The sequence below is a fragment of the Catalinimonas alkaloidigena genome (assembly GCF_900100765.1).
In the GTDB taxonomy this organism is placed as follows: domain Bacteria; phylum Bacteroidota; class Bacteroidia; order Cytophagales; family Flexibacteraceae; genus Mooreia; species Mooreia alkaloidigena.
The window spans coordinates 321,638-346,260 of record NZ_FNFO01000005.1 but is presented as its reverse complement, the minus strand read 5'-3'; the positions used below and the strand labels follow the sequence as shown (position 1 = coordinate 346,260).

The 24,623-nt window shown below is 57.6% G+C and carries 23 protein-coding genes; 17 read left to right on the top strand and 6 right to left on the bottom strand.

Annotation, left to right across the window (positions count from 1 at the left end; genetic code table 11):
* Positions 1-222: 222 nt before the first annotated feature.
* The 14 genes from mraZ to BLR44_RS15075 all read left to right on the top strand — a co-directional run bounded on the left by mraZ (position 223) and on the right by BLR44_RS15075 (position 17,227).
* Positions 223-708 (top strand): division/cell wall cluster transcriptional repressor MraZ, encoded by a 486-nt coding sequence (gene mraZ / locus BLR44_RS15140; protein ID WP_089683392.1) that lies wholly within the window; start codon positions 223-225, stop codon positions 706-708.
* Positions 709-731: 23 nt separating this feature from the next.
* Positions 732-1,649 carry a 16S rRNA (cytosine(1402)-N(4))-methyltransferase RsmH gene (gene rsmH / locus BLR44_RS15135; protein ID WP_089683390.1) on the top strand — a complete coding sequence of 306 codons (918 nt, stop codon included), beginning with the start codon at positions 732-734 and terminating at the stop codon, positions 1,647-1,649.
* Positions 1,650-1,725: 76 nt separating this feature from the next.
* The gene (locus BLR44_RS15130; protein ID WP_089683388.1) at positions 1,726-2,109 is read left to right on the top strand and encodes an FtsL-like putative cell division protein; all 384 of its coding nucleotides are present in this window, start codon (positions 1,726-1,728) and stop codon (positions 2,107-2,109) included.
* The gene (locus BLR44_RS15125) at positions 2,099-4,201 is read left to right on the top strand and encodes a penicillin-binding protein (RefSeq protein ID WP_089683385.1); all 2,103 of its coding nucleotides are present in this window, start codon (positions 2,099-2,101) and stop codon (positions 4,199-4,201) included. The genes BLR44_RS15130 and BLR44_RS15125 overlap by 11 nt, the downstream gene beginning before the upstream one ends.
* 54 nt (positions 4,202-4,255) lie before the next feature.
* On the top strand, positions 4,256-5,716 hold the full coding sequence (locus BLR44_RS15120) for a UDP-N-acetylmuramoyl-L-alanyl-D-glutamate--2,6-diaminopimelate ligase (protein ID WP_089683383.1): 1,461 nt from the start codon (positions 4,256-4,258) through the stop codon (positions 5,714-5,716).
* A complete protein-coding gene (gene mraY / locus BLR44_RS15115) occupies positions 5,716-6,954 on the top strand; it encodes a phospho-N-acetylmuramoyl-pentapeptide-transferase (RefSeq protein ID WP_089683381.1) in 1,239 nt (412 codons plus the stop codon). The genes BLR44_RS15120 and mraY overlap by 1 nt, the downstream gene beginning before the upstream one ends.
* 186 nt (positions 6,955-7,140) lie before the next feature.
* Positions 7,141-8,496: a UDP-N-acetylmuramoyl-L-alanine--D-glutamate ligase gene (gene murD / locus BLR44_RS15110; RefSeq protein ID WP_089683380.1), complete on the top strand. Its 1,356-nt coding sequence runs from the start codon at positions 7,141-7,143 to the stop codon at positions 8,494-8,496.
* Positions 8,493-9,683 carry an FtsW/RodA/SpoVE family cell cycle protein gene (locus BLR44_RS15105; protein WP_089683378.1) on the top strand — a complete coding sequence of 397 codons (1,191 nt, stop codon included), beginning with the start codon at positions 8,493-8,495 and terminating at the stop codon, positions 9,681-9,683. The genes murD and BLR44_RS15105 overlap by 4 nt, the downstream gene beginning before the upstream one ends.
* Entirely contained in the window at positions 9,658-10,773 is a 1,116-nt protein-coding gene (gene murG, locus BLR44_RS15100; RefSeq protein ID WP_089683376.1) for an undecaprenyldiphospho-muramoylpentapeptide beta-N-acetylglucosaminyltransferase, read from the top strand. The genes BLR44_RS15105 and murG overlap by 26 nt, the downstream gene beginning before the upstream one ends.
* 80 nt (positions 10,774-10,853) lie before the next feature.
* On the top strand, positions 10,854-12,260 hold the full coding sequence (gene murC, locus BLR44_RS15095; protein ID WP_089683374.1) for a UDP-N-acetylmuramate--L-alanine ligase: 1,407 nt from the start codon (positions 10,854-10,856) through the stop codon (positions 12,258-12,260).
* Positions 12,261-12,328: 68 nt separating this feature from the next.
* Positions 12,329-13,102, top strand: a complete 774-nt coding sequence (locus BLR44_RS15090; RefSeq protein WP_143017307.1) for a cell division protein FtsQ/DivIB — start codon at positions 12,329-12,331, stop codon at positions 13,100-13,102.
* An 11-nt stretch (positions 13,103-13,113) separates the two neighbouring features.
* Positions 13,114-14,430 (top strand): cell division protein FtsA, encoded by a 1,317-nt coding sequence (ftsA, locus tag BLR44_RS15085; RefSeq protein WP_089683370.1) that lies wholly within the window; start codon positions 13,114-13,116, stop codon positions 14,428-14,430.
* Positions 14,431-14,504: 74 nt separating this feature from the next.
* A complete protein-coding gene (ftsZ, locus tag BLR44_RS15080; RefSeq protein WP_089683368.1) occupies positions 14,505-16,070 on the top strand; it encodes a cell division protein FtsZ in 1,566 nt (521 codons plus the stop codon).
* Positions 16,071-16,228: 158 nt separating this feature from the next.
* A complete protein-coding gene (locus BLR44_RS15075; RefSeq protein WP_089683366.1) occupies positions 16,229-17,227 on the top strand; it encodes a beta-ketoacyl-ACP synthase III in 999 nt (332 codons plus the stop codon).
* Here BLR44_RS15075 and BLR44_RS15070 read toward each other — a convergent pair.
* The gene (locus BLR44_RS15070) at positions 17,196-18,191 is read right to left on the bottom strand and encodes an ABC transporter ATP-binding protein (protein ID WP_089683364.1); all 996 of its coding nucleotides are present in this window, start codon (positions 18,189-18,191) and stop codon (positions 17,196-17,198) included. The genes BLR44_RS15075 and BLR44_RS15070 overlap by 32 nt on opposite strands.
* A gap of 208 nt (positions 18,192-18,399) precedes the next feature.
* Between BLR44_RS15070 and BLR44_RS15065 the strand changes: the two genes are divergently transcribed.
* Both BLR44_RS15065 and BLR44_RS15060 read left to right on the top strand, forming a co-directional pair.
* Positions 18,400-19,338, top strand: coding sequence for a sterol desaturase family protein (locus BLR44_RS15065; protein ID WP_089683582.1), 939 nt, complete (start codon positions 18,400-18,402; stop codon positions 19,336-19,338).
* A 460-nt stretch (positions 19,339-19,798) separates the two neighbouring features.
* On the top strand, positions 19,799-20,272 hold the full coding sequence (locus tag BLR44_RS15060) for a hypothetical protein (RefSeq protein ID WP_089683363.1): 474 nt from the start codon (positions 19,799-19,801) through the stop codon (positions 20,270-20,272).
* 63 nt (positions 20,273-20,335) lie between these two features.
* Here the strand turns inward: BLR44_RS15060 and BLR44_RS15055 are convergent, their stop codons facing one another.
* From BLR44_RS15055 to BLR44_RS15035, 5 genes are all read right to left on the bottom strand, one after another.
* Entirely contained in the window at positions 20,336-21,169 is an 834-nt protein-coding gene (locus BLR44_RS15055) for a choice-of-anchor V domain-containing protein (RefSeq protein WP_089683361.1), read from the bottom strand.
* Positions 21,170-21,205: 36 nt separating this feature from the next.
* Positions 21,206-21,760 (bottom strand): YceI family protein, encoded by a 555-nt coding sequence (locus BLR44_RS15050; protein WP_089683358.1) that lies wholly within the window; start codon positions 21,758-21,760, stop codon positions 21,206-21,208.
* A gap of 25 nt (positions 21,761-21,785) precedes the next feature.
* Complete coding sequence (locus tag BLR44_RS15045) at positions 21,786-22,697, bottom strand: DUF5777 family beta-barrel protein (protein ID WP_245706075.1); 912 nt, start codon at positions 22,695-22,697, stop codon at positions 21,786-21,788.
* Positions 22,698-22,705: 8 nt separating this feature from the next.
* Entirely contained in the window at positions 22,706-23,071 is a 366-nt protein-coding gene (locus tag BLR44_RS15040; RefSeq protein ID WP_089683356.1) for a c-type cytochrome, read from the bottom strand.
* 256 nt (positions 23,072-23,327) lie between these two features.
* On the bottom strand, positions 23,328-23,675 hold the full coding sequence (locus BLR44_RS15035) for a hypothetical protein (protein WP_089683354.1): 348 nt from the start codon (positions 23,673-23,675) through the stop codon (positions 23,328-23,330).
* 259 nt (positions 23,676-23,934) lie between these two features.
* Between BLR44_RS15035 and rpe the strand changes: the two genes are divergently transcribed.
* Positions 23,935-24,612: a ribulose-phosphate 3-epimerase gene (rpe, locus tag BLR44_RS15030; protein ID WP_089683352.1), complete on the top strand. Its 678-nt coding sequence runs from the start codon at positions 23,935-23,937 to the stop codon at positions 24,610-24,612.
* Positions 24,613-24,623 lie beyond the last annotated feature (11 nt).

The window sequence follows — 24,623 nt, the reverse complement described above, 5'->3', positions numbered from 1 at the left end:
GGCGGTGGCAGCGGCCTCGGGCGGCGGTGCAGGCACGACCGAAGAGAGGGGCCCTGTGCGGGCGGCGGTTGGGTTTGCAGAAGAGGTTTTTGCGTTTTGTTAAGTACCTAATACTCAACTTTTACGTTAAGTGGAGGAAAGTGGGGAATTGTGGTTGGAATCTCTACCCTAATTCCTATTTTTGTGAGTAAGACGCGCTAGTAACACGCATAATGGCCCCGTATGAACGGTTTTTCGGGAGAGTACGAGAGCAAGCTGGACGGGAAAGGACGGATGATTTTGCCGGCCCGACTCAAAGCCAAATTGCCCGAAAAAACACCCGATGTGCCCGACGTTGTGCTGGTGCGTGGTTTTGAGCCCTGCCTGGTGGTATACACCTACTCGGTGTGGAAAGAGGTCTTTGAGAAAGTGGCGGCACTCAACGAGTTCAACGAGGCGTTTCGCACGTTTCAGCGCTCGTTTTTGAGAGGATGTACGGAGCTGGAGCTTGACCCGAACGGGCGGCTGCTGCTGCCGCGCCTGATGCGGGCCTACGCGGGTCTGGAGAAAGAAGTCGTGGTGGTGGGCCTGGGAAACCGCATGGAACTCTGGGAGCCCACGCGCTACGAGGCGCATCTGTTGCAGGATGCCAGCGCGCTTTCGCAAGCCGCCGAGGCGATTCTGGGCGACAAACGCGAAGAGTTTATTATTAAAGTCAATCACAATTAAGAGCGAATAGCGGATCGGAGCCTATGCCTATTGAGTCGGTTTACCATCAGCCCGTTTTATTGGCTGAGAGTGTCGAAGCGCTTCAGGTACGTCCCGATGGTGTCTATGCGGATCTGACTTTTGGCGGCGGCGGCCACAGTCGTGCCATTCTGGAGCAGCTCGACGGCGGGCGGCTCTTTGGATTCGACCAGGACGAAGCGGCCGTAGCCAACGTCCCGCCCGACTGGAAAGCACGCGGCTTTACGCTGATCGAGGGCAACTTCCGCTACCTGCAACGCTACCTGCGCCTGTACAACATTTCCCAGGTCGACGGCATCCTGGCCGATCTGGGCGTCTCTTCCCATCAATTCGATACCCCCGAGCGGGGCTTTTCCACGCGGTTCGAGGCTGACCTCGACATGCGGATGGACCGGCGTACCGTGCGTACGGCGAAAGATCTTCTGAACGACTTCTCGGAAAAAGACCTGCACCGCATTCTGGGGATGTACGGCGAAGTACGCAACGCCCGGACGCTGGCGGCCGAGCTGGTGCGGGTGCGGGCAGAACATCCGTTTCAGACGGTCGACGACCTGAAGGGCGTGCTGCGTCGGCTGGCGCCCCGCGGCAAAGAGCATAAATACTACGCGCAGGTGTTTCAGGCGCTGCGCATCGAGCTGAACGACGAAATGGCGGCGTTGCGCGAGATGCTGACGCAGGCCGCTGCCATGCTGAAGCCGGGCGGGCGGCTGGTGGTGATCTCGTACCACTCGCTGGAAGACCGCCTCGTGAAACGCTTCATCAGTACCGGCAAGTTTGAGGGCGAAGCCGAGAAGGACCTGTACGGCAACGTGCAGGCCCCGTTGCGGGCGGTAACGCGCCGTCCCATCGAGCCGGAAGCGGACGAGGTGGCGCGCAATCCGCGGGCCCGCAGCGCGAAACTCCGCGTCGGCGAGAAAGTGTAGGAAAAGTTGAAACTTGACTAGAAACGCATCTAACCTTCTAAACTTTATAACCTGATAACCTTGTAACTCATAAAAAATGGCTACGAACCGATTGAAATCACCCCCTAAAACGAAGACGCCGGGGAGCGGTCTGTTCGGGCGGCTGCGTGGTGGTTCCTGGTTGCGGACCATTGCGAGTCGGGGGTTTTCAGTGCGGTACGTGCCGCACCTGCTGTTTCTGGTGTTGCTGGGTCTTTTGTACATCGCCAACAGCCACTACGCCAACAAGACCTACCGGAAACTGGCGCGCCTCGATGCCCAGGTGGAAGACCTCCGCGTCGACTACACCTCGCAAAAGGCGAAGTACATGTTTTACAGCAAGCAGTCGGAAGTGGCCCGGCGCATTCGTGAGCAAAACCTGGGGCTGGTCGAAAGCGCACGGCCCCCGTTGAAAATCGTCGTACCGAAAGATGAATATTAAGATTTCCATCCTGCTTCGTGCGCGGATCGCCTTCCTGATGGTGGTGGTGATCTTTGCGGGCGGCATTCTGTACCGGATGTTCTGGTTGCAGTGGGTGGAAGGTGCTTACTGGAAAGAGGTGGCCGTGAAAAATCGCCTCAATTACCGCGAGGTGAAAGCCACACGTGGCAACATCTATTCGGACAACGGCAGCCTGCTGGCGACCTCGCTGCCTTTTTACCGGGTTGCGTTCGACCCGACCGTGGTCGATCGTGATATTTTTGAGCGCGATATCGATTCGCTGGCCTACCACCTGGCGAAATTTTTCGGCGAGCGGACCAAAGCCGAGTACGTCCGGAAGATCCGCGACTACCGCCGGCGCGACCGGCGTTTTCTCTACCTGAGCCGCCGCACAATCGACTACAGCAAGAAAAAAGAGATGGCGACGTGGCCCATTTTCCGGGAAGGCCGGATGGGCGGCGGTGTCATTTTTGAGCGGGTCAACCGCCGGTTCAATCCGTTTACGCACCTGGCGCAGCGAACCGTCGGCTACATGCGCGAGGACAATACCGGAGGGGCCGGACTGGAGTACAGCTTCAACCAGGAGCTTTCGGGCAAAAACGGCATGGCGCTGTTTCAGAAAACGGCCGGGGGCTTCTGGAAACCGGTCGACGATGCGTCGGCCGTGAAGCCGGAAGATGGGTACGACATCGTGACGACCATCGACGTCAACTGGCAGGACGTGGCCGAAACGGCACTGCTCCGCGCGCTGGAAGAGCGCGAGGCCGACAACGGCTGCGTCGTGGTGATGGAAGTGGCGACGGGCCACATCAAAGCGATGGCCAACCTCGGAAAAAACGGCAAGAACGGCTATACCGAACGCTACAACTACGCCGTGGCGGGGCGGACCGACCCGGGGTCTACGTTCAAACTGGCGTCGTACATGGCGCTGTTCGAAGAAACGTCGCTGACGCCGAAAGACAGCATCGAGACCGGCGACGGTGAATTTAAATTTTACCGCAGCACCCTGCGCGATTCCCACTACGGCGGGTTCGGTACGCTGACGCTGAAGGATGCGTTCGCCAAATCGTCGAATATCGCCATCGCCAAGCTGACCAACCAGGCCTTCGGGCAAAATCCGCAACGCTTTGTCGACTACATCTACAGTTTCGGGCTGGGGCGTCCGCTCCATTTCCAGATGATCGGCGAAGGCGAGCCTTACATCAAAAGTCCCTCGGATCGTACGTGGAGCGGCATTACGCTGCCGTGGATGTCCGTCGGGTACGAGTTGCAGATCTCGCCGCTTCAGATCCTGACCTTCTATAACGCCGTCGCCAACGGAGGGCGCATGATCCGGCCGATCATCGTTCGTGAAGTGCGCCACGCCGACAAAGTGGTCGACACGTTCGAGACGGCGGTGATCAACGAAAAAATCTGTTCGGACAAAACGCTGGGCTACCTGCGGGGCATGCTCGAAAGCGTGGTCGACAGCGGCACGGCCAGCAACATCCGCAACGCGGCCTACAAAATTGCGGGCAAAACCGGCACGTCGCAGAAAATCGAGAACGGCCGCTACACCAAAAATTACTACACGTCGTTCGCCGGGTATTTTCCGGCCGATCAGCCCAAGTACAGCTGCATCGTGGTGATCGACAACCCGCAGAACGGCTTCAACCGCTACGCAGGCGATGTGGCAGCTCCGGTCTTTAAAGAGGTGGCCGATAAAATCTACGGCATGGACGTGGAACTACACCGCGAGTTTGCGGCAGAGAAGCCCGCGCCCGGCACATTCCCCGTGATTCAGGCGGGCTACTATCACGACCTGGCGCGGCTGTGCAACGAGATGGGCATTTCGAACCACACGCAGAACCCCGGCGACGACTGGGTGCGCGCCGATGTGGTCAACAACGGCATCTTCTGGAAAAACGCGGAAGCGGTGCCCGGCCAGATGCCCAACGTAACGGGCATGACCCTGCGCGATGCGCTCTACATCCTGGAAAACAGAGGCGTCAACGTAAAACACGAAGGACGGGGCCGCGTGGCGCGGCAGTGGCCCACGCCCGACATGAACATCATCGAAGGGGCCACCGTGTCGCTCAAACTGGAAGAATAAGTCAACGTTCAAGGTAATCGTTAATTCACTCAATCACTTAGTCACTCATTCTCGTTGCAAACGCTCAAAGACCTATTGTATAAAGTATCGCTGGAAGAAGTAGCCGGCGATATGGAGGTGGAAGTCAACGCCATCGTATTCGACTCGCGTCAGGTAAAACCGGGCTGTGTGTTTGTCGCTACGCGCGGTACTACGGTCGATGGGCATACCTTTATCGAAAAGGCGGTGGCCGATGGCGCAACGGCTGTGGTGGGCGAGGCGATGCCGGTCGTGCGGCAGTCGAACGTGACGTACGTGACGGTGAAAGAAAGCCGCGAGGCGCTGGGCATCATGGCGAGCCATTTTTACGGCAATCCGTCTACCAAGCTCAAGCTCGTCGGCGTGACGGGTACCAACGGAAAGACCACAACCGTCACACTACTGCACCAGCTTTTCCGCAAACTGGGCTATCAGGTCGGCTTGCTCTCGACCGTACAGAACCAGATTAACGAAGAAATTCTGCCCTCGACCCACACCACGCCCGACGCCGTGCGGATGAACGAACTGATGGCGCAGATGGTGGAGCGGGGCTGCACGCACTGCTTCATGGAAGTGAGTTCGCACTCGGTCGACCAGCGGCGGATCGCCGGGCTGAAGTACAAAGGGGCGATTTTCTCGAACATCACCCACGACCACCTCGATTACCACAAAACCTTCGACGCGTACATCAAGGCAAAAAAGGCGTTTTTCGACGGGCTGTCGGCCGATGCGTTTGCGCTCGTCAACGGCGACGACAAGCGCGGCTTTGTGATGTTGCAAAACACCAAAGCCGCCAAATACTACTTCGCACTCAAAACCGAAGCCGACTTCAAAGGGCGCCTTCTGGCCAACTCGCTGCAAGGGCTGGAGATGGACATCGACGGCAAGCCCGTCTGGTTTCAGTTGATCGGGGCGTTCAACGCCTACAACATCCTGTCGGTTTACGGCGCGGCCGTGCTGCTGGGCGAAGATTCGGAGGAAGTGCTGACGCAGCTTTCCAGCATCAAGCCTTCCATCGGGCGGTTCGACCAGTTGGAGTTCGACGGCATTACCGCCATTGTGGACTACGCCCACACGCCCGACGCCCTGGAAAACGTCTTGCAGACCATCGACGATTTGCGATCGGGTGGCGAGCAGGTCATTACGCTGGTCGGCTGCGGCGGCAACCGCGACAAAACGAAACGTCCGCTGATGGCGCAGATCGCCTGCCGTTTCAGCGACAAAGTCATTCTTACTTCTGATAATCCCCGCGACGAAGATCCGGCCGAAATCCTGAAAGAGATGGAGGCGGGCATCAGTCCCTCCGACCGCCGGAAGGTGCTGACCATCGTCGATCGTCGCGAAGCCATTAAAACCGCTTGTATGCTTTCCCAACCCAAAGACATTATGCTGGTAGCGGGCAAAGGCCACGAAACCTACCAGGAAATTAAAGGCGTCAAATATCCTTTTGACGACAAGCAAGTAGTGATGGAGGCATTTAAAACGGTGAAAGGCTAATGCTGTATTATCTGTTTGCTTTCCTGGACGAGCAGTTCGACTTTATCGGGGCCGGCGTGTTCCGCTACATTTCGTTCCGGGCCGGTGCCGCCACCATTGTGTCGCTGCTGATCGCCGCCATTTACGGCAAGCGCCTGATCAACCTGCTGCGGCGCAAGCAGGTGGGCGAAACGGTGCGCAACCTGGGCCTGGAAGGGCAACTGCAAAAGCAGGGAACGCCGACTATGGGCGGCATCATCATCCTGTCGGCCATCCTGGTGCCAACGTTGCTTTTTGCGCGTCTGGACAACATTTACATCATTCTGCTGCTGATCTCCACCGTCTGGATGGGTCTGATCGGCTTTATCGACGACTACATCAAAGTCTTCAAAAAGAACAAAGAGGGACTAAAAGGGAAGTTCAAAGTCGTGGGACAGGTTGGCCTCGGGCTGATCGTTGGCTTGGTGCTCTATTTCAACCAGGACGTGGTGGTCCGCGAATACGAAGGGGCCGATACGGCGGTCTACACCGACGAGGTCTTTAACTCGGAAGACGCCATTCCGAGCACGACCTACCAGGATGTCAAATCGACGGTGACGACCATCCCGTTCGTCAAAAACAACGAACTGGACTACGGAAAGCTGGCCGAATGGACCATCGGCCGCGATTACACGTGGGTCATCTACGTGGTCGTGGTCATTGTCGTGGTCACGGCCGTGTCGAACGGTGCCAACATCACCGACGGCATCGACGGACTGGCCGCGGGCTCTTCCGCCATCATTGCCTTTACCCTGGCGGTGCTCGCTTACGTGTCGGGCCACGCCTTTTTCTCCGACTACCTGAACATCATGTTCATTCCCGACAGCGCCGAGATGGTCATCTTTTGTGCGGCGTTCATCGGAGCCTGCATCGGGTTTCTGTGGTACAATTCCTATCCCGCGCAGGTGTTCATGGGCGATACGGGCAGCCTCGCCATCGGCGGCATCATTGCGGTACTGGCGCTGGCCATCCGCAAAGAGCTGCTCATTCCGCTGCTGTGCGGCATCTTCCTGGTCGAGAACATCTCGGTCATGATGCAGGTGTCGTACTTCAAATACACGAAAAAGAAATACGGAGAAGGCCGACGGATTTTCAAAATGTCGCCGCTCCATCACCATTACCAAAAACTGAATTACCACGAATCGAAAATCGTCACGCGCTTCTGGATCGTCGGCATCATGCTGGCCATCCTGACGCTGGGCACCCTGAAGTTGCGATAAAAGGGAGACGGGAGGTCGGGAAGACCGGAGTCCGGAAGTTGAAATAAAGTAAACAATGTCATTTCGAGCGATAGCGAGAAACCTTTTGAGTCATGTAGAAGATCGCTCACGGTGTTCGGGATGACAAAGAAATAAAAAGGCGCATTTAGGCTACTCAATCATAGTACATCAGCGTTTAGAACCGACATGATCGTCATTTTAGGAGCAGGAGAAAGTGGAACGGGAGCGGCGCTACTGGCGCAGGCGAAAGGCTACGACGTGTTTGTGTCGGAACGGGGCACCCTTGCCGAAAAGTACCGGCAGGTGTTGCAGGAGCACCATATTCCATTTGAAGAGGGTGGTCATACGGAAGAAAAAATTTTAGCGGCCGAGTTGGTGATCAAAAGCCCTGGCATCCCCGACAAAGCGCCGCTTGTGCAGCAACTAAAGGCGCAAGGCACGCCCATCCTCGACGAGCTGGAGTGGGCCAGCCGCTTTACCGACGCCACGCTGGTAGCGATTACGGGGAGTAACGGCAAAACCACGACGACGCTGTTGACGCACCACCTGCTGACTCATGCCGCGCTGCCGTACGGGCTGGCGGGCAACGTGGGGCAGAGCCTCGCCAAGCAGGTAACTGCCGGTCACCAGCCGGGTTACGTGGTGGAGATGAGCAGTTTTCAACTCGATCACATTGAGGCGTTCCGGCCGCGGGTCGCCGTGCTGCTCAACATCACGCCCGACCATCTGGATCGCTACGAGTATAAATTTGAGAAATACATCGACTCAAAATTTCGGATCACGGAAAATCAAACGGCCGACGACTTTTTGATTTATTATCAGGAAGATCCCGTTGTCCGCGAAGAGTTAGCGAAGCGCAGTGTCGCCGCGGCATTGCTGCCGGTTTCGTTGGCTGACGTCCTGCCCGAAGGGGCATTTGTAGAAGGAACCGACCTGCGCATCAAAGTGGGAAAGACGGACTGGCGTTTTGCGATTGATGCTTTGCCTATCAAAGGGAAGCACAACCTGATCAACGCCGGGGCGGCGCTCCTCGCGGTGGCGCTCCTGGGTGCAGACGAAGCTCGCGTGCGGCAGGGACTACAAACGTTCCGCAACGCGCCGCACCGGTTGGAAGATGCCGGCACGGTACAGGGCGTGCGGTTTATCAACGATTCCAAAGCCACCAACGTCGACTCGGTCAAGTACGCGCTGGATGCGGTGCCGGCGCCCATCGTTTGGATCGCGGGCGGCGTCGACAAGGGCAACGACTACGGGCAGATTGCCGACCTGGTCCGTGCAAAAGTGAAGGCGCTGGTCTGTATGGGCACCGACAATCAGCCGTTGCAAAAAGCTTTCGGTTCGTTCGGGATGCTCGTGCGGGAAACGGCCAGCATGGCCGATGCGCTGCGCGTGGCGTTTGCCGAGGCCGCGGCGGGCGATACGGTGCTTTTGTCGCCGGCCTGCGCCAGCTTCGACCTGTTTCGCAACTACGAAGACCGCGGCGAGCAGTTCAAAGCGCAGGTCCAACAACTTCAATCCACCCAAACAACTACTCCCTCATGAGCGATACGGCACAAACCGCTTCCTGGCGCACCTGGATCGACCGCAACCTGCAGGGCGATTGGGGCATCTGGTTTATCGTAATGGCCTTGTGTTTCATCAGCGTACTGGTGGTCTACAGCGCGACGGGGACGCTGGCCTACAAGCGGATGGAGGGCGACACCGAGTATTACCTGCTGCGGCACGGTTCGCTGGTAATTTTGGGGCTGCTGTTCATGTGGGGCGCGCACAAACTGGACTACCGGTGGTACGCCACCTTGTCGCGCCTGGCGCTGGTTTTATCCGTACCCTTGCTGATTTACGCCTGGAAATTCGGGGATACCCTAAACGATGCTTCCCGGTGGATCACCATTCCGCTCATTCAACAGTCGTTTCAGCCGTCCGATTTGGCGAAGCTGGCGCTGATCTCGCACGTGGCGCTGATGCTGGCCAAGCGCCAGGAAAAAATCAGCAACCCGTACGAAACGTTCCTGCCCATTCTGGGGTGGTGTTTCGTGATTTGCGTCCTGATTGCCATGTCGAACTACTCGACGGCGATGCTGTTGTTTGCCACCTGCATGCTGCTGATGTTTATCGGACGTGTGCCCACCAAGTACCTGGCGATGCTGGTCGGGGTGGGGCTGGTCGGCGGGCTGCTGGCCGGCAGCATTGGGGAACGGGGCGCTACGTTCATCTCCCGGATCGAGGCGTTCCGGGAATCGTTTTCCGATCCTGATAAGGTGCCGTTTCAGGCCCAGCAATCGTACATCGCGGTGGCGAGCGGGGGAATCAAAGGCAAAGGACCAGGCCACAGCGACCAGCGCGACTTTCTGCCGCACCCGTACTCCGATTTTATCTACGCCATCATCGTCGAAGAGTACGGCATGATCGGGGGCGTGGGGGTGCTGGCGCTGTACCTCGTACTGTTGTATCGGGGGCTGGTGGTGGCCAGTCAGACCACCGACGCCTTCGGGGGATTGCTGGCGGCGGGCCTCAGTTTTAGTCTGGTGTTGCAAGCGCTCACCAACATGGCCGTGGCGGTGGGGCTGGTACCCATCACGGGGCAACCGCTGCCGTTGCTCAGCATGGGCGGCACTTCGTTGTTATTCACAGGCATTTCACTCGGCATCATCCTGAGCGTGAGCAAGGGAAAGCCGGTTACTGAAAATAAACGATCAAAGACCAATGGCCGCAGAAAAGCCATCGCTTAAAGTCATCATCAGTGGCGGAGGAACCGGCGGACACATCTTCCCGGCCATCGCCATCGCGCGGGCGTTGCAGGCCCACGATCCTCGTACCGAGGTGCTGTTCGTCGGCGCGCGCAACCGCATGGAGATGCAGAAAGTACCGCAGGCGGGCTACCCGATCGTGGGCTTGTGGATCAGCGGGATTCAGCGGCGCCTGACGCTCGACAATCTGCTGTTTCCCGTCAAGCTGGTGACCAGCATCGCCAAGGCGCGGAAGGTGATCAAAGATTTTAAACCCGATGTGGCGGTGGGCGTCGGGGGCTATGCCAGCGGGCCGTTGCTGTACGCGGCGGCGCGGGCCGGGGTGCCCACCCTCATTCAGGAGCAGAACTCGTACGCGGGACTGACCAACAAGTGGCTCTCGCGCTACGCGTCGAAGATTTGTGTGGCCTACGAGGGCATGGAGAAATTCTTTCCGGCCGAAAAGATTGTGCTGACCGGCAATCCGGTGCGCAAGGACATCGCCGATGCGCAGGCGAAACGCGAGCAGGCCCTGAAGCACTTCAAGCTTTCGCCCGACCGGCCAGTGGTGCTGACCATTGGGGGGAGTCTGGGCGCGCGGACCATCAACCGGAGCATCGCCGAGTCGCTTTACAAGTTTGAGCAGGCGGGCTATCAGTTGATCTGGCAGACGGGCGAATCGTACGCAGAAACAGGACAGCGGCAGGCGCAACCCTTCGAGCGGAGCGGCGTGCGGATGTTGCCTTTCATCAAAGAGATGGACTTGGCCTACGCCGCCGCCGACGTGGTGATTTCGCGGGCCGGTGCGCTGTCGATCTCCGAGCTGTGCATCGTCGGCAAGCCGGCGGTGCTGGTGCCGTCGCCCAACGTGTCGGAAGATCACCAGACCAAAAACGCGATGGCGCTGGTCAACCGAAATGCCGCCGTGTTGGTGCGCGATGCGGAGGCAGAAGAAAAATTGTTCGAGTCGCTCGATGCCCTGATGAAAGACGAGGCACAACAGAAACAACTGGCCGACAACATCAAGGCGATGGCCCATGTGCAGGCCGACCAGGAGATCGCTCGGTACGTGCGGGAGCTGGCCGGGAAGTAGTAACGATCATGTAAACATGTCCACCGTTTTACGCTGGCGAAAACACTGATAACTCAAAAACGGATTAACCAATCACCATTTTGCAACTCGATCGTTTCCATACCATTTACCTCATCGGCATCGGTGGCATCGGCATGAGTGCGCTGGCGCGCTACTTTCGCGCGGCGGGGCGGCGGGTGTCGGGGTACGACCGGACGGAAACGCCGCTGACCAAGGCGCTGGTGCAGGAGGGCATTGCGGTACATTACGAAGATCGCGTAGAGGCGATGGGCGATGAAGTGCTGCAGCACCGGGAAGAGACGCTGGTGGTATACACCCCGGCGGTACCGACCAACCATCAGGAGCTGACGTTTCTGCGGGAAGAGGGCTTTGAGGTGCAGAAGCGCTCTACGGTGCTAGGCTGGATTACGGAAGACCACGTCACCGTAGCGGTGGCGGGTACCCACGGCAAAACCACGACCTCGTCGATGGTGGCGCATCTGCTGACCGCCAACGGACGCAACTGCACTGCCTTTCTGGGCGGCATTACGCAGAACTACAACACCAACCTCTTGCTGGGCGAAGCGGCACGGCCCGACCACATCGTTGTGGTAGAAGCCGATGAGTACGACCGCTCGTTCCTGACGTTGCGGCCCAACGTGGCGGTGGTCACCTCGGCCGATGCCGACCACCTCGACATTTACGGCGATGCGGCCGCGATTCGCGAGTCGTTCGAGTTGTTCATCCAGCGCATTGTGCCGGGGGGACACCTGATGCTGCGCGAAGGGTTGCCGCTGTCGGTACCGGCCGGGTTGCAGGTACAGCAGTATGGACTGGACGCGCAACACAACTGCGTCGAGCACGTGCGGATTGAGGCGGGGCGGTATGTATTCAACCTGAAGCTGGGCGAAGAGCGCATCGAAGATGTGCAGATGCGCACGCAAGGATTGCACAATGCCGAGAATGCCCTGGCGGCGGCGCTGGTGGCGCGGCAACTGGGACTGAGCCTGGACGAAATTCGGCAGGCCCTCAATAGCTTCCGGGGCGTCCGTCGAAGATTTGAGTACATTTTTGAGAGTGATGAGGCCGTTTATCTGGACGACTACGCGCATCACCCGACCGAAATTGAGGCGGCACTGGCGTCGGTACGCCAACTTTATCCCGATAAAAAACTCACACTTTTGTTTCAGCCGCACCTCTTTAGTCGCACGCGCGACTTTGCCGAAGAGTTTGCGCGCGCGTTGCAAAAAGCCGATCAGCTGCTGTTGCTGCCCATTTATCCGGCTCGTGAAAAACCGATGGAGGGCGTCAGCAGCGAGTGGTTACTGTCGTTGATGGAAGTCGCTGGCGGGCAGGTATTGAGCAAAATCGAAGCGCTGGATTACATCTCGGCCCACCGGCCTGAACTGCTGATTACGATGGGCGCAGGAGATATCGATCAACTCGTCGAGAAAATCCGAAATATTTATTGGGAAGAACACGGTTTTCCGGCCACAAACGCCGGCTGAGGCATCAAACAAACGCTCAAAAAAGCGCTAAAATAGTTATCAACATACGCTAAGATAACCGCAAAGAAATGTTATTTTCACGAATCCGGATTAAAAAGCAGGTGAAGCTGGCCATATGGGCTTTAGTTTTGCCTGTATTCATTGGGTTTGTCGAAAAAAAGCAACACGATCGGTTCTGCAGAGACCTCCATATTCGGCTGGACCATAACTTTGAGCACTACTTCATCAACGATGAAGACATCAAAGACATGCTGGCCGGTCATGCACCGGGTGGGCGGCTCACCAATCTTTTTCAGGAACGTAGTCATGCCATCAACCTGCGTAGCCTCGAACAGACGTTAGATGCCAATCCGTTCGTACAGCGAGCAGAAGTTTCGCGCAACCTGGATGGTGGGCTGCGAGTCGACATCGAACAGATCAATCCCATTGCCCGGGTGCTTTGGCCCAACGGCGAAGACCTCTACGTGAGTCAGGAAGGGAAGCTGATTCCCATGTCGCCTCACTACACTGCTCGCGTATTGTTGGTGGAAGGGCCGCCGAAGTGGCCTTCGGTCAGTTTGACGCAACAGCCGTATACCGCCTCGTTGCTCCAACTGCTGCAGTACATTTATAACGATGCATTCTGGCGGGCTCAAATTGCACAGGTGCGTGTCTTACCCGACGGGGAAGTGCAGCTGTATCCGCAGGTAGGCAGGCAAACGATTGAGCTGGGTGCGCCCGAACAACTGGAGTCGAAGTTTAAGCGGCTGCAGATTTTTTATAAGAAAATTCTTCCGGCCAAAGGTTGGAATACCTACCGTCGGATCAATGTAAAATACGAGAACCAGATCATCTGTGAATAACCTCATAACCTATGCAAAAAGATAAAATCGTAGCAGGACTTGATATTGGCACTACCAAAATCTGCGCGGTCGTTGGCAAGCAGAACGAATACGGGAAGTTGGAAATTCTTGGGATGGGAACGGCCGTGTCGGAAGGCGTGAACCGTGGGATGATTACCAATATCGATAAGACCGTTACAGGAATTGCGCAGGCGATGCAGGAAGCTGAACGGCAGTCGGGTGTGGATATCGGGGAAGTAAACGTAGGAATTGCTGGGCAACACATCAAAGGGTCGATGCACCACGGCAGCATCACCCGGAGCTCTAACGAGGATGAGATCAAGGTAGAGGACGTCAACCGTCTGACCAACGATATGTACCGGACCGTGACGCCGGCGGGTACCAAAATCATCCACGTCATTCCGCAGGATTATACGGTCGATTACGAGTCGGGCATCAAAGACCCGGTCGGCATGTCGGGCGTGAAGATCGAAGGCGACTTCCAGATCATCACGGCACATTCCAATGCCATTAACAACCTGCACCGTTGCGTGCGTAAAGCGAACCTGGAAATCGACAACCTGATGCTGGAGCCGATTGCGTCCAGCCTGGCTGTGCTGACGGCCGAAGAGAAAGAGGCGGGCGTGGCGCTGATCGACATCGGGGGCGGCACGACCGACATCGCCATTTTCTACGACAACATTCTGCGCCATACGGCCGTGATCCCGTTCGGGGGCAACATCATCACCTCCGACATCAAGCAGGGCTGCATGGTGATGCAAAACCAGGCCGAACTGCTCAAGACCCGTTTCGGACACGCGCTGGCCGAAGAGGCGCGCGACAACGAAGTGGTGTCGATTCCGGGCCTGCGCAACCGCCCGCCGAAAGAAGTGTCGGTCAAAAACCTGGCCTACATCATCGAAGCGCGGATGGAAGAAATCGTCGAACTGATCCACACCGAGCTGATCATGTCGGGGCTGTTGAACCGCCTGGCCGGAGGGCTGGTGGTAACCGGCGGGGGCGCACAATTGCAAGGCGTGCAGCCGCTGTTCGAACTGATGACCGGCCTGGACACGCGCATCGGGTACCCGAACGAACACCTGAGCCGCGGGAAGGTCGAGGACATCAAGAGCCCGCAATTTGCCACTGCTGTGGGGCTGGTGCTGTCGGGTTTCCGTTCCGTCGACGACCGGCAGAACTACTACTCGGAAGTGCAGAGCCAGCAGACGCCCGACCGCAACACCAAGCGGGAAAAAACCGAGAAAACCGGGTCGGATTTCTTCCGGCGGTTCCTGGATCGCACGCGCGACCTGCTGATCGACGACCTGGACAACAAAGGCGAGTATTAATTTTATTGAACGAGAAATGCCTTCGGAAACCCCAGAAAACGGGCCTCCGGAGGTGGTAAAACATAAAGTCGCATATGATGGATAAATCATTTCGATTTGAAATGCCCGAGCGAGATCGGTCAATCATCAAGGTGATCGGCGTAGGGGGCGGTGGCAGCAACGCCATCAATCACATGTTCAACCAGGGCATCAAAGATGTCGACTTCGTGGTGGTCAATACCGATGCCCAGGCCCTGAAAAACAGCCCGGTCCCGAATCGCCTGCAAATTGGTGCGGGCCTGACCGAAGGGCTGGGAGCCGGTGCCAATCCGGAGCGCGGACGCGACGCCGCGCTCGAAAGTCAGGAACAGATCCGCGAGTTTCTGGACGACGGCACCAAAATGGTGTTCATCACGGCCGGGATGGGCGGTGGTACCGGAACGGGAGCCGCGCCGGTCATTGCCCGCATCGCGAAAGATCTGGAGATTCTGACGGTCGGCATTGTTACGGCCCCTTTTCTTTTCGAAGGACGGAAAAAGCGCCAGCAGGCTGATCTGGGAATCGCCGAACTCCGCGCCAACTGCGATACGGTACTGGTGATCCTCAACGACAAGCTGCGCGAAATTTTCGGCAACCTGTCGATCAGCCAGGCCTTCGCCCAGGCCGACAACGTATTGACCACGGCTGCCAAAGGCATCGCCGAGATCATCACCGTGCCGGGCTACGTCAACGTTGACTTTGAAGACGTCAAGACCGTCATGCGCGACTCAGGAGCCGCCGTGATGGGATCGGCCACCACGTCGGGCGACAGCCGGGCGAGCCGGGCGGCCGAACAGGCCCTCGCATCGCCGCTGCTGAACGAAAAAGACATTCATGGAGCCAAGAAGATCCTGCTTTCCATCGTTTCCGGCTCGAAGTCGGAACTGCAGATGGACGAGCTGTCGGAGATCACGGGCTACATCCAGGAAAAAGCCGGGGAAGATGCAGAGATGATCTTCGGTCACGGTATCGACGATGCCCTCGGCGAACACATCCGCGTTACGGTGATTGCTACGGGCTTCGACAAGCCGGACGAAGAGCCGGTGGTGGTGGAGCAGCGGAAAGTGACCGACCTGCTGACCAACCGGTCGGTGGTCAAGCCGGTGACGAGCCCGCCGCCTGCCGAAACCAAACGCATTTTCTCGGCCCCGCTGTCCGAAAAGCCGAAATCAGAACCTCGCCCGATGTCCGAGCGGAACCCGGCCCAGCCCAAGTGGGATGCGCCATCGGCAGACGACACGCCGAAAGAGACGAGCGTTTTGGAACCGACCAGCCGCTTCTCGTTCACTGAACCGGAACCCACCTCGCCACCGCCACCCGTTGAGCCGCCGCAGCGCGAACCGGCCCGGACGCCGGAAATGCCGGAGAACCACTGGGAAAAACGCCAGCGGTTGTTGCAGGAGCAGGCCCGTGAGCGCGTGCGTAAGCTGAAAGGCATGGGCAGCCGTTCGTTCATGGAAAGCACCGATCTGAAAATGTACGACGAACCGGCGTACCTGCGGCGCAACGTGGTGCTGCAAAAGTTGCCGCACTCGTCCGATACCAACATCTCGCGGTATAGCCTGACGGAAGACAACGAGATTCTGGGTAACAACAAATTCCTGCACGACAACGTCGACTAATCTTTACGAGCGCTTCTTTCGGGAAGCGCTTTTTTTATCGTATTCGAATACCGAGCACTTGCCAGCGCGCAGGTGCTTTTATTTTCCCGGCCTCTCGCGAAGCGAAACCCCGTAGATCCGCTACCTTCGAGGCCACCACCACCCCATTATTTTCAATGATGTATACTTCTGTAATGAAAGGCGTAGGGCACTACGTTCCCGAACGGGTTGTCACCAATGCCGAGTTGGAAGAGCAACTCAATACCAGCGATACCTGGATCAGAGAGCGCACCGGCATTCAGGAGCGCCACTTCTTTACGCCCGGTAAGGATACCGTGGCCAGCATGTCGGCCGCCGCGGCGCGCATGGCGCTGGATCGGGCCGGACTCCAGGCGCAAGACATTGACTTCATTGTGCTGGCGACCATCACACCCGACTATTACTTCCCGGGGTCTGGGGTCCTGTTGCAGCGCGAACTCGGGTTGCCCGGCATCGGCGCGCTCGACATCCGCGTGCAGTGTACCGGGTTTATCTACGCGCTGTCCATTGCCGATCAGTACATCAAAACCGGGATGTACAAGCACGTGCTGGTGATTGGGGCAGAAATTCAATCCTCGGCGATGGACATGACCCCCCGGGGGCGCGGCGTTTCGGTCATTTTCGGCGATGGGGCCGGGGCGGCCGTCGTCAGCGCTTCGGAAGAGCAGGGGCGAGGCGTGTTGTCTACGCACCTCCATGCCGACGGCACCTATGCTGAGGAACTAGTCATCAAAGATCCGGGCAGCAGCCGACCCCAGCGGATGTACGAGGCGATGGGCGAGCTGGACGGAACGTACTGTTACATGAACGGCAACGCCATTTTCAAGCACGCCATCCAGCGCTTTTCCGAGGCGGTGCAAGAGGCCCTGGCGACCAACCACGTCACCAAAGACGAAATCGATCTGCTGGTGCCGCACCAGGCCAACTACCGCATCACGCGCTACTTGCAGGAGCAACTGGAGCTGCGCGACGAGCAGGTATTCAGCAACATTCATAAATATGGGAACACCACCGCCGCCTCCATCCCGATTGCGCTGAGCGAGGCCTGGGCCGAAGGGCGCATTCAATCGGGCGATCTCGTCTGTCTGGCGGCGTTTGGCAGCGGCTTTACCTGGGGCTCGGCGCTGATTCGTTGGTAGCAGCCATCTGCGCCTGAAAACGATAGAAAGCATCGAGAAGCCCCAGGCGCGTGGTATGCGAAGACGACGTGGCCGTTGTTGCAATGCGCAGAGCCGGGGTAGGCCGAGCGGCTTGCTCCAGGCGCTCGAGCGCTTCCTGCACCGAAGTGGTGGCGGGTAGCGCCAGCGTTGTTGGTTCCGTGATGGCAACCGGCGGCAGGTGGGGCAGCAGATCGTGCAGGGTGGCGACGTGCAGTTCGGCCTGAAAGCGGTGCGGCTGGAAGAACGCCCGCACGAAGTCGTTCTGTGGACGGTAAATTAGGTCGCGTGGCGTGCCAAGTTGCTGTACTTCTCCCTGATCCATCAGGCAGATCAAATCGCCCAATTCCAGCGCTTCCATCAAGTCGTGGGTCACCAGAATCACGCTTTTCTGTTGCAATACATCCAGGTGACGAAACTCCTGCCGAATTTGCCGCCGGGTAATGGGATCGAGGGCCCCGAACGGTTCGTCGAGCAGCAGCACCGGCGGATCGGCCGCCAGCGCGCGTGCAATGCCCACCCGCTGCTGCTGACCTCCGCTCAGTTGTGCGGGGTAGGCTTCCGCCATCGAAACGGGCAGCCCCAGGAGCGTGAGGAGTTCGTCCACTCGCTGGCGAATTTGCGTCGCCGACCAGTGCAGCAGCCGCGGCACAACCGCAATGTTTTCCGCCACGGTATAATGCGGGAAAAGCCCCGTTTGCTGAATAACGTACCCGATGCGGCGGCGTAGTTGCTCTACCGGTAACTCCCGGATGTCTTCTCCGTTTAGGAAGATGCGGCCGGCGGTAGGTTCGATCAGCCGGTTGAGCATTTTCAGCGTTGTGGTTTTGCCGCATCCGCTTGTGCCCAGCAGAACTAACGTTTGGTGAGGCGCCACGGAAAAAGAGACTTCGCGGACCGCCTGGTGCGTGCCAAACACTTTGCTGAGCTTTTCGACGTTAATCACGAAGACAAGGTAACGGCGGGCGCGGACTCTACCAAAAGAGTAGGGCTAAACCGCGCATCTGTCGATTCATTGGCCTATCCTACTGAAAATAAGCCCTATGATTTGGGATTCCCAGCCATCGCTTTTTAACTTAGCAACAACGGAAACAAAGTAGCTACACTTTTAAACAGATACACTTTTGAAAGAGAAACTCACCCTGGAACAGGTCATGTCGATGGACCTTCCCCCCCTCATCAACTATGCGGTTCCGTTCATGTTGGCGCTCGTGTTGTTAGAATTTGTCATCAGTCAATATGAAAACCGGGAACTATACGTCGGGAAAGATTTTCTGGCTTCGGCCGGAATCGGGATCGGTAACCTGGTGGTCAGTGCGGTGGTCAAAGCCGGTCTGTTAGCGATCATTCTATTCTTTTACAACCTGGTGCCCTGGACGGTGCCCCCCACGTGGTGGTCTTTTGTCTTGTGCTACGTAGTCTTCGACTTCTTCCAGTACTGGGCACACCGGGTAGCGCACGAACGGCGCATTCTGTGGGCCACGCACGTTACGCACCACTCGTCGGAGCAGTACAACTTCTCCGTGTCGTTCCGCCTGTCGTGGACGCAGCACATCAAAGTCGTGTTCTTCATTCCCGTCGCCTTGATTGCGTTCGATCCGGTTGTGTTCTTCATCTGCTACCAGATTGCCGTCCTGTATCAGTTCTGGATTCATACGGAGCTGATCGGCAAACTGCCTGCGCCGATCGAGTACTTCTTCGTGACGCCTTCGCACCACCGCGTGCACCACGGCTCCGACCCCAAGTACCTGGATAAAAACTACGGGGCCTCGTTCATCATTTGGGACCGGCTGTTCGGTACGTTCCAGCCGGAAGAGGAGCAGCCCACTTACGGTATTACCACGCCGGTAAATTCCTACAATCCGGTCTATCTGGTCTTCCACGAGTGGTCCGATATTTTCCGGGATCTGAAGGGCGCACGTTCGCTGAAAGAAGCGTATGCGGTTCTCTGGTCCGGCCCCGGCAAGTACAACAAAGCCGATTTTCAGGCGGTTGCTAATACCTCGGTGGTAGCAACTACCGATGAAGAGCTAGGCGAGTTGGTCGAAGAAAAAGAAGGCAACGAGATGATGTCGCTCCCCCGCAGCGCATAACCGATAAAGACTACGATCCATAAAAAATCCCGGTCGCAACGCGATCGGGATTTTGTGTTTTCAGGGTAACTAGCTGGATATAACCCTGTTGTTCAAACGCTTGAAAGAGCCTGTCGCAGGAAGGAGAATGTAAGATTAGGACTGATTGTAGCGGGAATACGGCATTTTTTCGGCAGAGCCTGTACTTCCTGTTCCCACGGTGTCTACTAGACTATGCATCGAGCGTATAGCTGCTTGGTACTGAGTTGCATCTTTTTAGGAATGGTCTGTCATATTTAGAGAAGCCACACGTTCTACTCAAAAGCCGTTCTGATTTCGTGCGTGCCGGGGCAGGGATGCCGCAGAAATCACTACGACGTGGTGTAAACAGGCATTAACTCAAGTTATGGGGATAAAAACCATTTACTTTTAATTCAGAAATTGATGTTAAGCCATGTACCACCACGAGTAGAGAATCGCTATGGAAACTTTTAAGCTAACGCATTATGGTACCGTTCAAGGACTTCGTCTAGCCGGCTTCACGCTGCTGATGATTCTATTCCCCATTGTGCAGGTGGCATCGCTCCTCACGTTTCACGGGGTGAACCTGATGATCAGCCAGTGGGTGCAGTTGCCGTTGGTCTCCAGCACGCCGTTGCTGTTGGGCGTATTCGGCGCGTTGTCCGTCAGCCTGATGCTGGTGTGGTTGATTCGGTCGTACCGGACTGCCGCCACCAAGCCTAGCAACTCGTGGTTTCTGCTCGTCGGCATGGCCCACTTCTTTCTGCTGACCCCCGTGTTGTTCTTTATGATCACGGAGTTTTCGGCCTACGTCGAGGGCGCACCCATCAACAGCGACGACCTGTTGTACTCTTCTCCGTTGGTGAGCCTGCTGTTGATCGGTTTCGGCATCAGCTTCGATCTGGTACGTCGCCGTCCAGCCATGGCCTCTTAACACGCATCATCTTCATCTACTAACATAAAGCGGGTGGCCCAGCAATGAGCCACCCGCTTACTTTTATAATAAAACCAAACGACGTGTCGCCGAAAAGCGTCCGGCTTCTACCTGCAACAGGTACGCGCCGGCGGGGTAGGCCCGGTCGAGCCGCAAGCGGAGTGTATGGTTGCCTTCCGTCAGCAGCCCTTGTGGAAACGAAGCGACCTGCTGACCCGTCAGTGACAGAACGTGCAGCGTTACCGGGGCGGAGGTCGGGAGGTGAAACGAGGTGGAGAGTACTTCGGAAGCAGGATTGGGAAACACGCGGACGGCCGACGTAAACGCCAGCGCTTCGGCACTCGACGAGGCCACGGCTTCGCGTGCGATGAAGGCGGTCGTGTAGATGCGGTCGCCAGTGTTGGAACCGTTGCCGTTTGCTTCGTTCCCGGCGGCGTAGAACGTGACCGGCCCGGTGCCGGAAGCGGGGGCGGTCCACTCGAACGTCCAGGTGGTATCGGCCGTACCCGCCAGCGTATGCTTCACGTACGTGCGGTCGCTCTCCGTGCTCGACTGTGTTTTATCCTGATCGGTGATCGTGATGGTGCCGACGTTGGCGTCGTCGGCATCGAGCGCAACCCATTCAAAGCCGTGCACCGAGGCATCGCTGTTTGCAAACGTAACGGTCATCAGATACGTCGAGTCGGGCATGTACGACGTGCAATCGTTCGGCAGCGAAACACTGAACAGCGCACTGCCCGAATTAAGGTCGAAGCCCTGGTGGCATCCGGTGCAAGTCGGCTCGCCCGGGGCGTTGGTGCGTCCGTTCGGCGGACCCCCCGAAAACGTGAGGGCCAGGGGCTGCACCAGAACCAGGACGACGCCCGCCAACAGGAGAGAGGTAACGATTTTTTTCATGGGAGTTGATCAGGATTAAGGGTAAAGCGGAAAGAATTATTGGGCATTGCCGGAAGGCTGGTACGTAAAGCGTGCTTTCACATCTACCTTCTCGGCGATTTTCATCAGCATCAGCGAAGGGCGTTCGATTTTATGATCGACCAGCACCACCTCGAAATCGGTTTCCAGCGTGATCTGCCGGGGCGTTATGGTCAGGTGGCCGGTTAGGGTACGGTTCTGCGCTACACCGTGAATGGTCAGCGTACCGCGGGCCGATACAGGATAGGTGCCGGGTTGCGCAGGATCGATGGTCTCCTGCAACTTGCCTGCGAAGGTGGCCTCGGGGTACTTCGCACTCTCCAGGTAGTTTTCGTTGAAGTGCTCTTCCATCAGGTTGTTCGGAAAGTCGAACCCGCGGATGCGCAGTTTGACGGCCACTTCGCCCGTTTCGAAATTGAGGGCCGAGCGGGCACTTTTGTTCACCGCCTCGATGTCTTCGAGGGGCGCGCTGGAGAAGAAAGAGATTTCGCCGGACTGGCTGAGCCAAAGGCCCTCTTGGGGGGGCGTCACCACAAGGCTGAACAGCAGCAGAAAGGAAAGGAACGTGTGCATGGCAATAGGGTCTGATGGAAAAGAGTTACCAGCCTCCGGCGCGCGTCTGGCGCGGTCCGAGGTTAAAGGTGCGCGAGATGTTGAACCCGAAGCGGATGCCGCCGTCGGCCCATCGGTCGGTCGTGCGGGCGATGAAAAGCGGCTCGACCATGCCCAGCGAGTTGGTAAAATGGAGTTGAAACACGTGCCCACCCGTCTCGATGTCAATGCCGAGCGCCAGGGCGTTCTGGTAGGGCGCGCGGGTGGAGCCGGGCAATACGTAATAATATTCGCCGGTGAGGGCCATGCGGCGGGTGACCTTCATACGCCCCCCGATGCCCAGCGCCCACACGTCATTGGCGTCGGTAGCCAGTTCAACCAGATTGCGGTGCAGGTACGTAGGCATGAGCTGTACCGAAAGCTGTTCGCTGAATTTCCGGGCCAGGAGCAGTTGCGCCACGTGGGTGAGGCGGTGGTCGAACCGATAGTCCCGCTCCGTTTGCGCTCGTCCCAGCGAAGAATTGAGTGTGGTGGCACCCAGCACGGTCACGCTGAGCGGCGTCTCGTTGCTGAACGTCTGTCGCAGAAGTTTGTATTTCACAAAGCCGTCGAAGGTCTTTTCGGTCGAACTACGCCCGATGCCCAGCATCAGCCGCGGCGAAATACCGTATTCCAGCCCCAACCGGATGGTGGCCTGGTCCAGCCCGAAAAAGTTGTAGGCGCCGCCGTTCAACGGGCCAAAGCGGTGCGAGATCCGAAAGTCGAGGTGGCGGGCCGACACGGTTTCGATGGAGTGGCCGCTGATGATCCGCGTCGACTTAAAGGTCGCCAGCGTGTACTCCCGCGGGGGGGGCGTGGTGTCGTTCAGGGCCGACAGCAGGTCGTCCTGCGCGTGCAGGGTGGCCAGCGTCGTGGTGAGCCCCACCAGCAAAAGCAACATCGGAGAGAGGTAGCGCATCGTGCAGATCAGTTATTGGGAGTTCCCTGTTCAATCCAGCGGCGGACTCGCTCGATGTCAGCGGCGGGCAGTTTACTCCCTCCTTTGGGCATGGGCGAGAAACCCGTCTGGTGTGCAATGGCACCTAGCAACTGACCCGTATCGGCCCATTTTTTTACGTTGCTGTGCCCGACCAGACTGATCCCGGCCGAGGGCGTATCGGTACCGTGGCAGCCGGTGCAGTGGGCCGTGAGTAGCGGTTGGATGGTTTGTGCAAAAGAGATTTCGGTCGAATCGGGCGCAACGGGGGCCGGAAAAAGATCTTCTTCGTTGTCGTAACGGCATCCCGACAGGAGGATCACGCTCAGGGCGATCGTGGCAAAGGCTCTGGTCATAGGTAAGGCAGTTGGGAGAGGAAAACCTCACAGCGTCATCGCGTTCGTGTGGATGACTAATGCCTTACTCACGCGCAAACAGCGGCGAGGGAAGCCTGAGGGAAGAAAGTTTTTCGCCGTTCCAGAAAACCAAGGGGCAGTTGGGAGGGCCAAAGGCGATGGATCAGCAAGGTAGGAAGTGACCCTGCGTGGGCACAGGGCATAAAAAAAGAACCCACCGAGGGGTTCTTATGCTGTAAAGCCGGTGGGGAGTAACTTACCGGATGGAGTTGCCCGCTTTGGTCAGAATGTTGCCCAGCGCGGCCATCGAAATCTTGTATTCGCTGTCGACTTCGGCCGTGAGGCTGGCGGTTTTCTGGCCAATCGAAATCAGTTTATCGCTGATGGTTTGCCGGCTCACCACCTCTTCGTTCAGACTGTCTTTCAGTTCACGCAGGTCTTCTGCAATGCTTGTGAACTTCGGTTGGCCGGTTTCCATCAGTTGAGTAATCCAGTGATCGATCGTCACCACGCCTTTTTCCTTGTCTACGCGCTCAATGCCGCCTTGCAGGGCGATGATGGTGTCCTGAAGGGTAATCTCCCCGAAAGAAGTTTCTTCGCTCATATTATCGATATTAAAAGGTGTAACCACAGTGAGCCAGGACACAACGCAGCTGCGTGCCCCGGAGTCTAATACTATAACTACGCAGGGATTGGGAAAGAGGTACGGATTTTTTCAGATTCCCCGAAATTATGCCCGCTTTGTGCCGGGCGGCGTGGTAAAACGGCAGTCTTTTCGCTTGCGACAGTGGCCATAAGGCGGTCTTGCTGAGAAACTTACCACGCATGGGCCGATAACCACGCAACCTCGTATCTTTGCCGCCATGAACCCTCTGGTTGCTCCCTCTGTACTGGCGTCTGATTTTGCCAACCTTCAGCGCGAAATAGAAATGCTGAACGCAAGCGAAGCGGACTGGATTCACGTCGACGTGATGGACGGTCGGTTTGTGCCCAACATTTCGTTCGGCATGCCCGTGGTGAAGGCCATCAAAAAACACGCCCGCAAGCCGCTCGACGTTCACCTGATGATCGTAGAGCCCGATCGTTACCTCCAGGATTTTAAAGAAGCGGGTGCCGATTCGCTGACGGTACACTGGGAAGCCTGTCCGCACCTGCACCGCACGGTGCAGACGATTCATGAACTGGGATGCCGGGCGGGTGTCGCGCTCAACCCCCACACGCCGGTCGACGGCCTGGAGTGGATTCTGCCCGACCTGGATCTGGTGCTGGTGATGTCGGTCAATCCGGGTTTCGGGGGGCAGGCGTTCATCGACGCCTCTTATCGAAAAATTGCGCGGCTGCGCGAGTTGATTCAGCGCGTCGGGAGCCGGGCGGTGATCGAGGTCGACGGTGGCGTTTCGCCCGACAACGCCTCGCGTCTGGTGGAGGTGGGGGTGGATGTGCTCGTGGCGGGCAGCGTGGTGTTTAAGGCCCACGATCCGCAGGCCACCATTGCTACCTTGAAGCAGGCCGGCCGGAAGGCACATACCAAACAAGTGTAGGGGCAGCGTTG

Excerpts from the sequence above, each read along its gene's own strand:
- ftsA (WP_089683370.1), top strand. The coding sequence starts at position 13,114 with ATGCAAAAAGATAAAATCGTAGCAGGACTTGATATTGGCACTACCAAA.
- BLR44_RS15045 (WP_245706075.1), bottom strand. The coding sequence starts at position 22,697 with ATGCGCTACCTCTCTCCGATGTTGCTTTTGCTGGTGGGGCTCACCACG.
- BLR44_RS15060 (WP_089683363.1), top strand. The coding sequence starts at position 19,799 with ATGGAAACTTTTAAGCTAACGCATTATGGTACCGTTCAAGGACTTCGT.
- murG (WP_089683376.1), top strand. The coding sequence starts at position 9,658 with ATGGCCGCAGAAAAGCCATCGCTTAAAGTCATCATCAGTGGCGGAGGA.
- murD (WP_089683380.1), top strand. The coding sequence starts at position 7,141 with ATGATCGTCATTTTAGGAGCAGGAGAAAGTGGAACGGGAGCGGCGCTA.
- BLR44_RS15050 (WP_089683358.1), bottom strand. The coding sequence starts at position 21,760 with ATGCACACGTTCCTTTCCTTTCTGCTGCTGTTCAGCCTTGTGGTGACG.
- mraZ (WP_089683392.1), top strand. The coding sequence starts at position 223 with ATGAACGGTTTTTCGGGAGAGTACGAGAGCAAGCTGGACGGGAAAGGA.
- BLR44_RS15040 (WP_089683356.1), bottom strand. The coding sequence starts at position 23,071 with ATGACCAGAGCCTTTGCCACGATCGCCCTGAGCGTGATCCTCCTGTCG.
- rpe (WP_089683352.1), top strand. The coding sequence starts at position 23,935 with ATGAACCCTCTGGTTGCTCCCTCTGTACTGGCGTCTGATTTTGCCAAC.
- BLR44_RS15055 (WP_089683361.1), bottom strand. The coding sequence starts at position 21,169 with ATGAAAAAAATCGTTACCTCTCTCCTGTTGGCGGGCGTCGTCCTGGTT.
- BLR44_RS15075 (WP_089683366.1), top strand. The coding sequence starts at position 16,229 with ATGTATACTTCTGTAATGAAAGGCGTAGGGCACTACGTTCCCGAACGG.
- BLR44_RS15090 (WP_143017307.1), top strand. The coding sequence starts at position 12,329 with ATGTTATTTTCACGAATCCGGATTAAAAAGCAGGTGAAGCTGGCCATA.
- BLR44_RS15130 (WP_089683388.1), top strand. The coding sequence starts at position 1,726 with ATGGCTACGAACCGATTGAAATCACCCCCTAAAACGAAGACGCCGGGG.
- ftsZ (WP_089683368.1), top strand. The coding sequence starts at position 14,505 with ATGATGGATAAATCATTTCGATTTGAAATGCCCGAGCGAGATCGGTCA.
- rsmH (WP_089683390.1), top strand. The coding sequence starts at position 732 with ATGCCTATTGAGTCGGTTTACCATCAGCCCGTTTTATTGGCTGAGAGT.
- BLR44_RS15105 (WP_089683378.1), top strand. The coding sequence starts at position 8,493 with ATGAGCGATACGGCACAAACCGCTTCCTGGCGCACCTGGATCGACCGC.
- mraY (WP_089683381.1), top strand. The coding sequence starts at position 5,716 with ATGCTGTATTATCTGTTTGCTTTCCTGGACGAGCAGTTCGACTTTATC.
- BLR44_RS15065 (WP_089683582.1), top strand. The coding sequence starts at position 18,400 with ATGTCGATGGACCTTCCCCCCCTCATCAACTATGCGGTTCCGTTCATG.
- BLR44_RS15125 (WP_089683385.1), top strand. The coding sequence starts at position 2,099 with ATGAATATTAAGATTTCCATCCTGCTTCGTGCGCGGATCGCCTTCCTG.
- BLR44_RS15035 (WP_089683354.1), bottom strand. The coding sequence starts at position 23,675 with ATGAGCGAAGAAACTTCTTTCGGGGAGATTACCCTTCAGGACACCATC.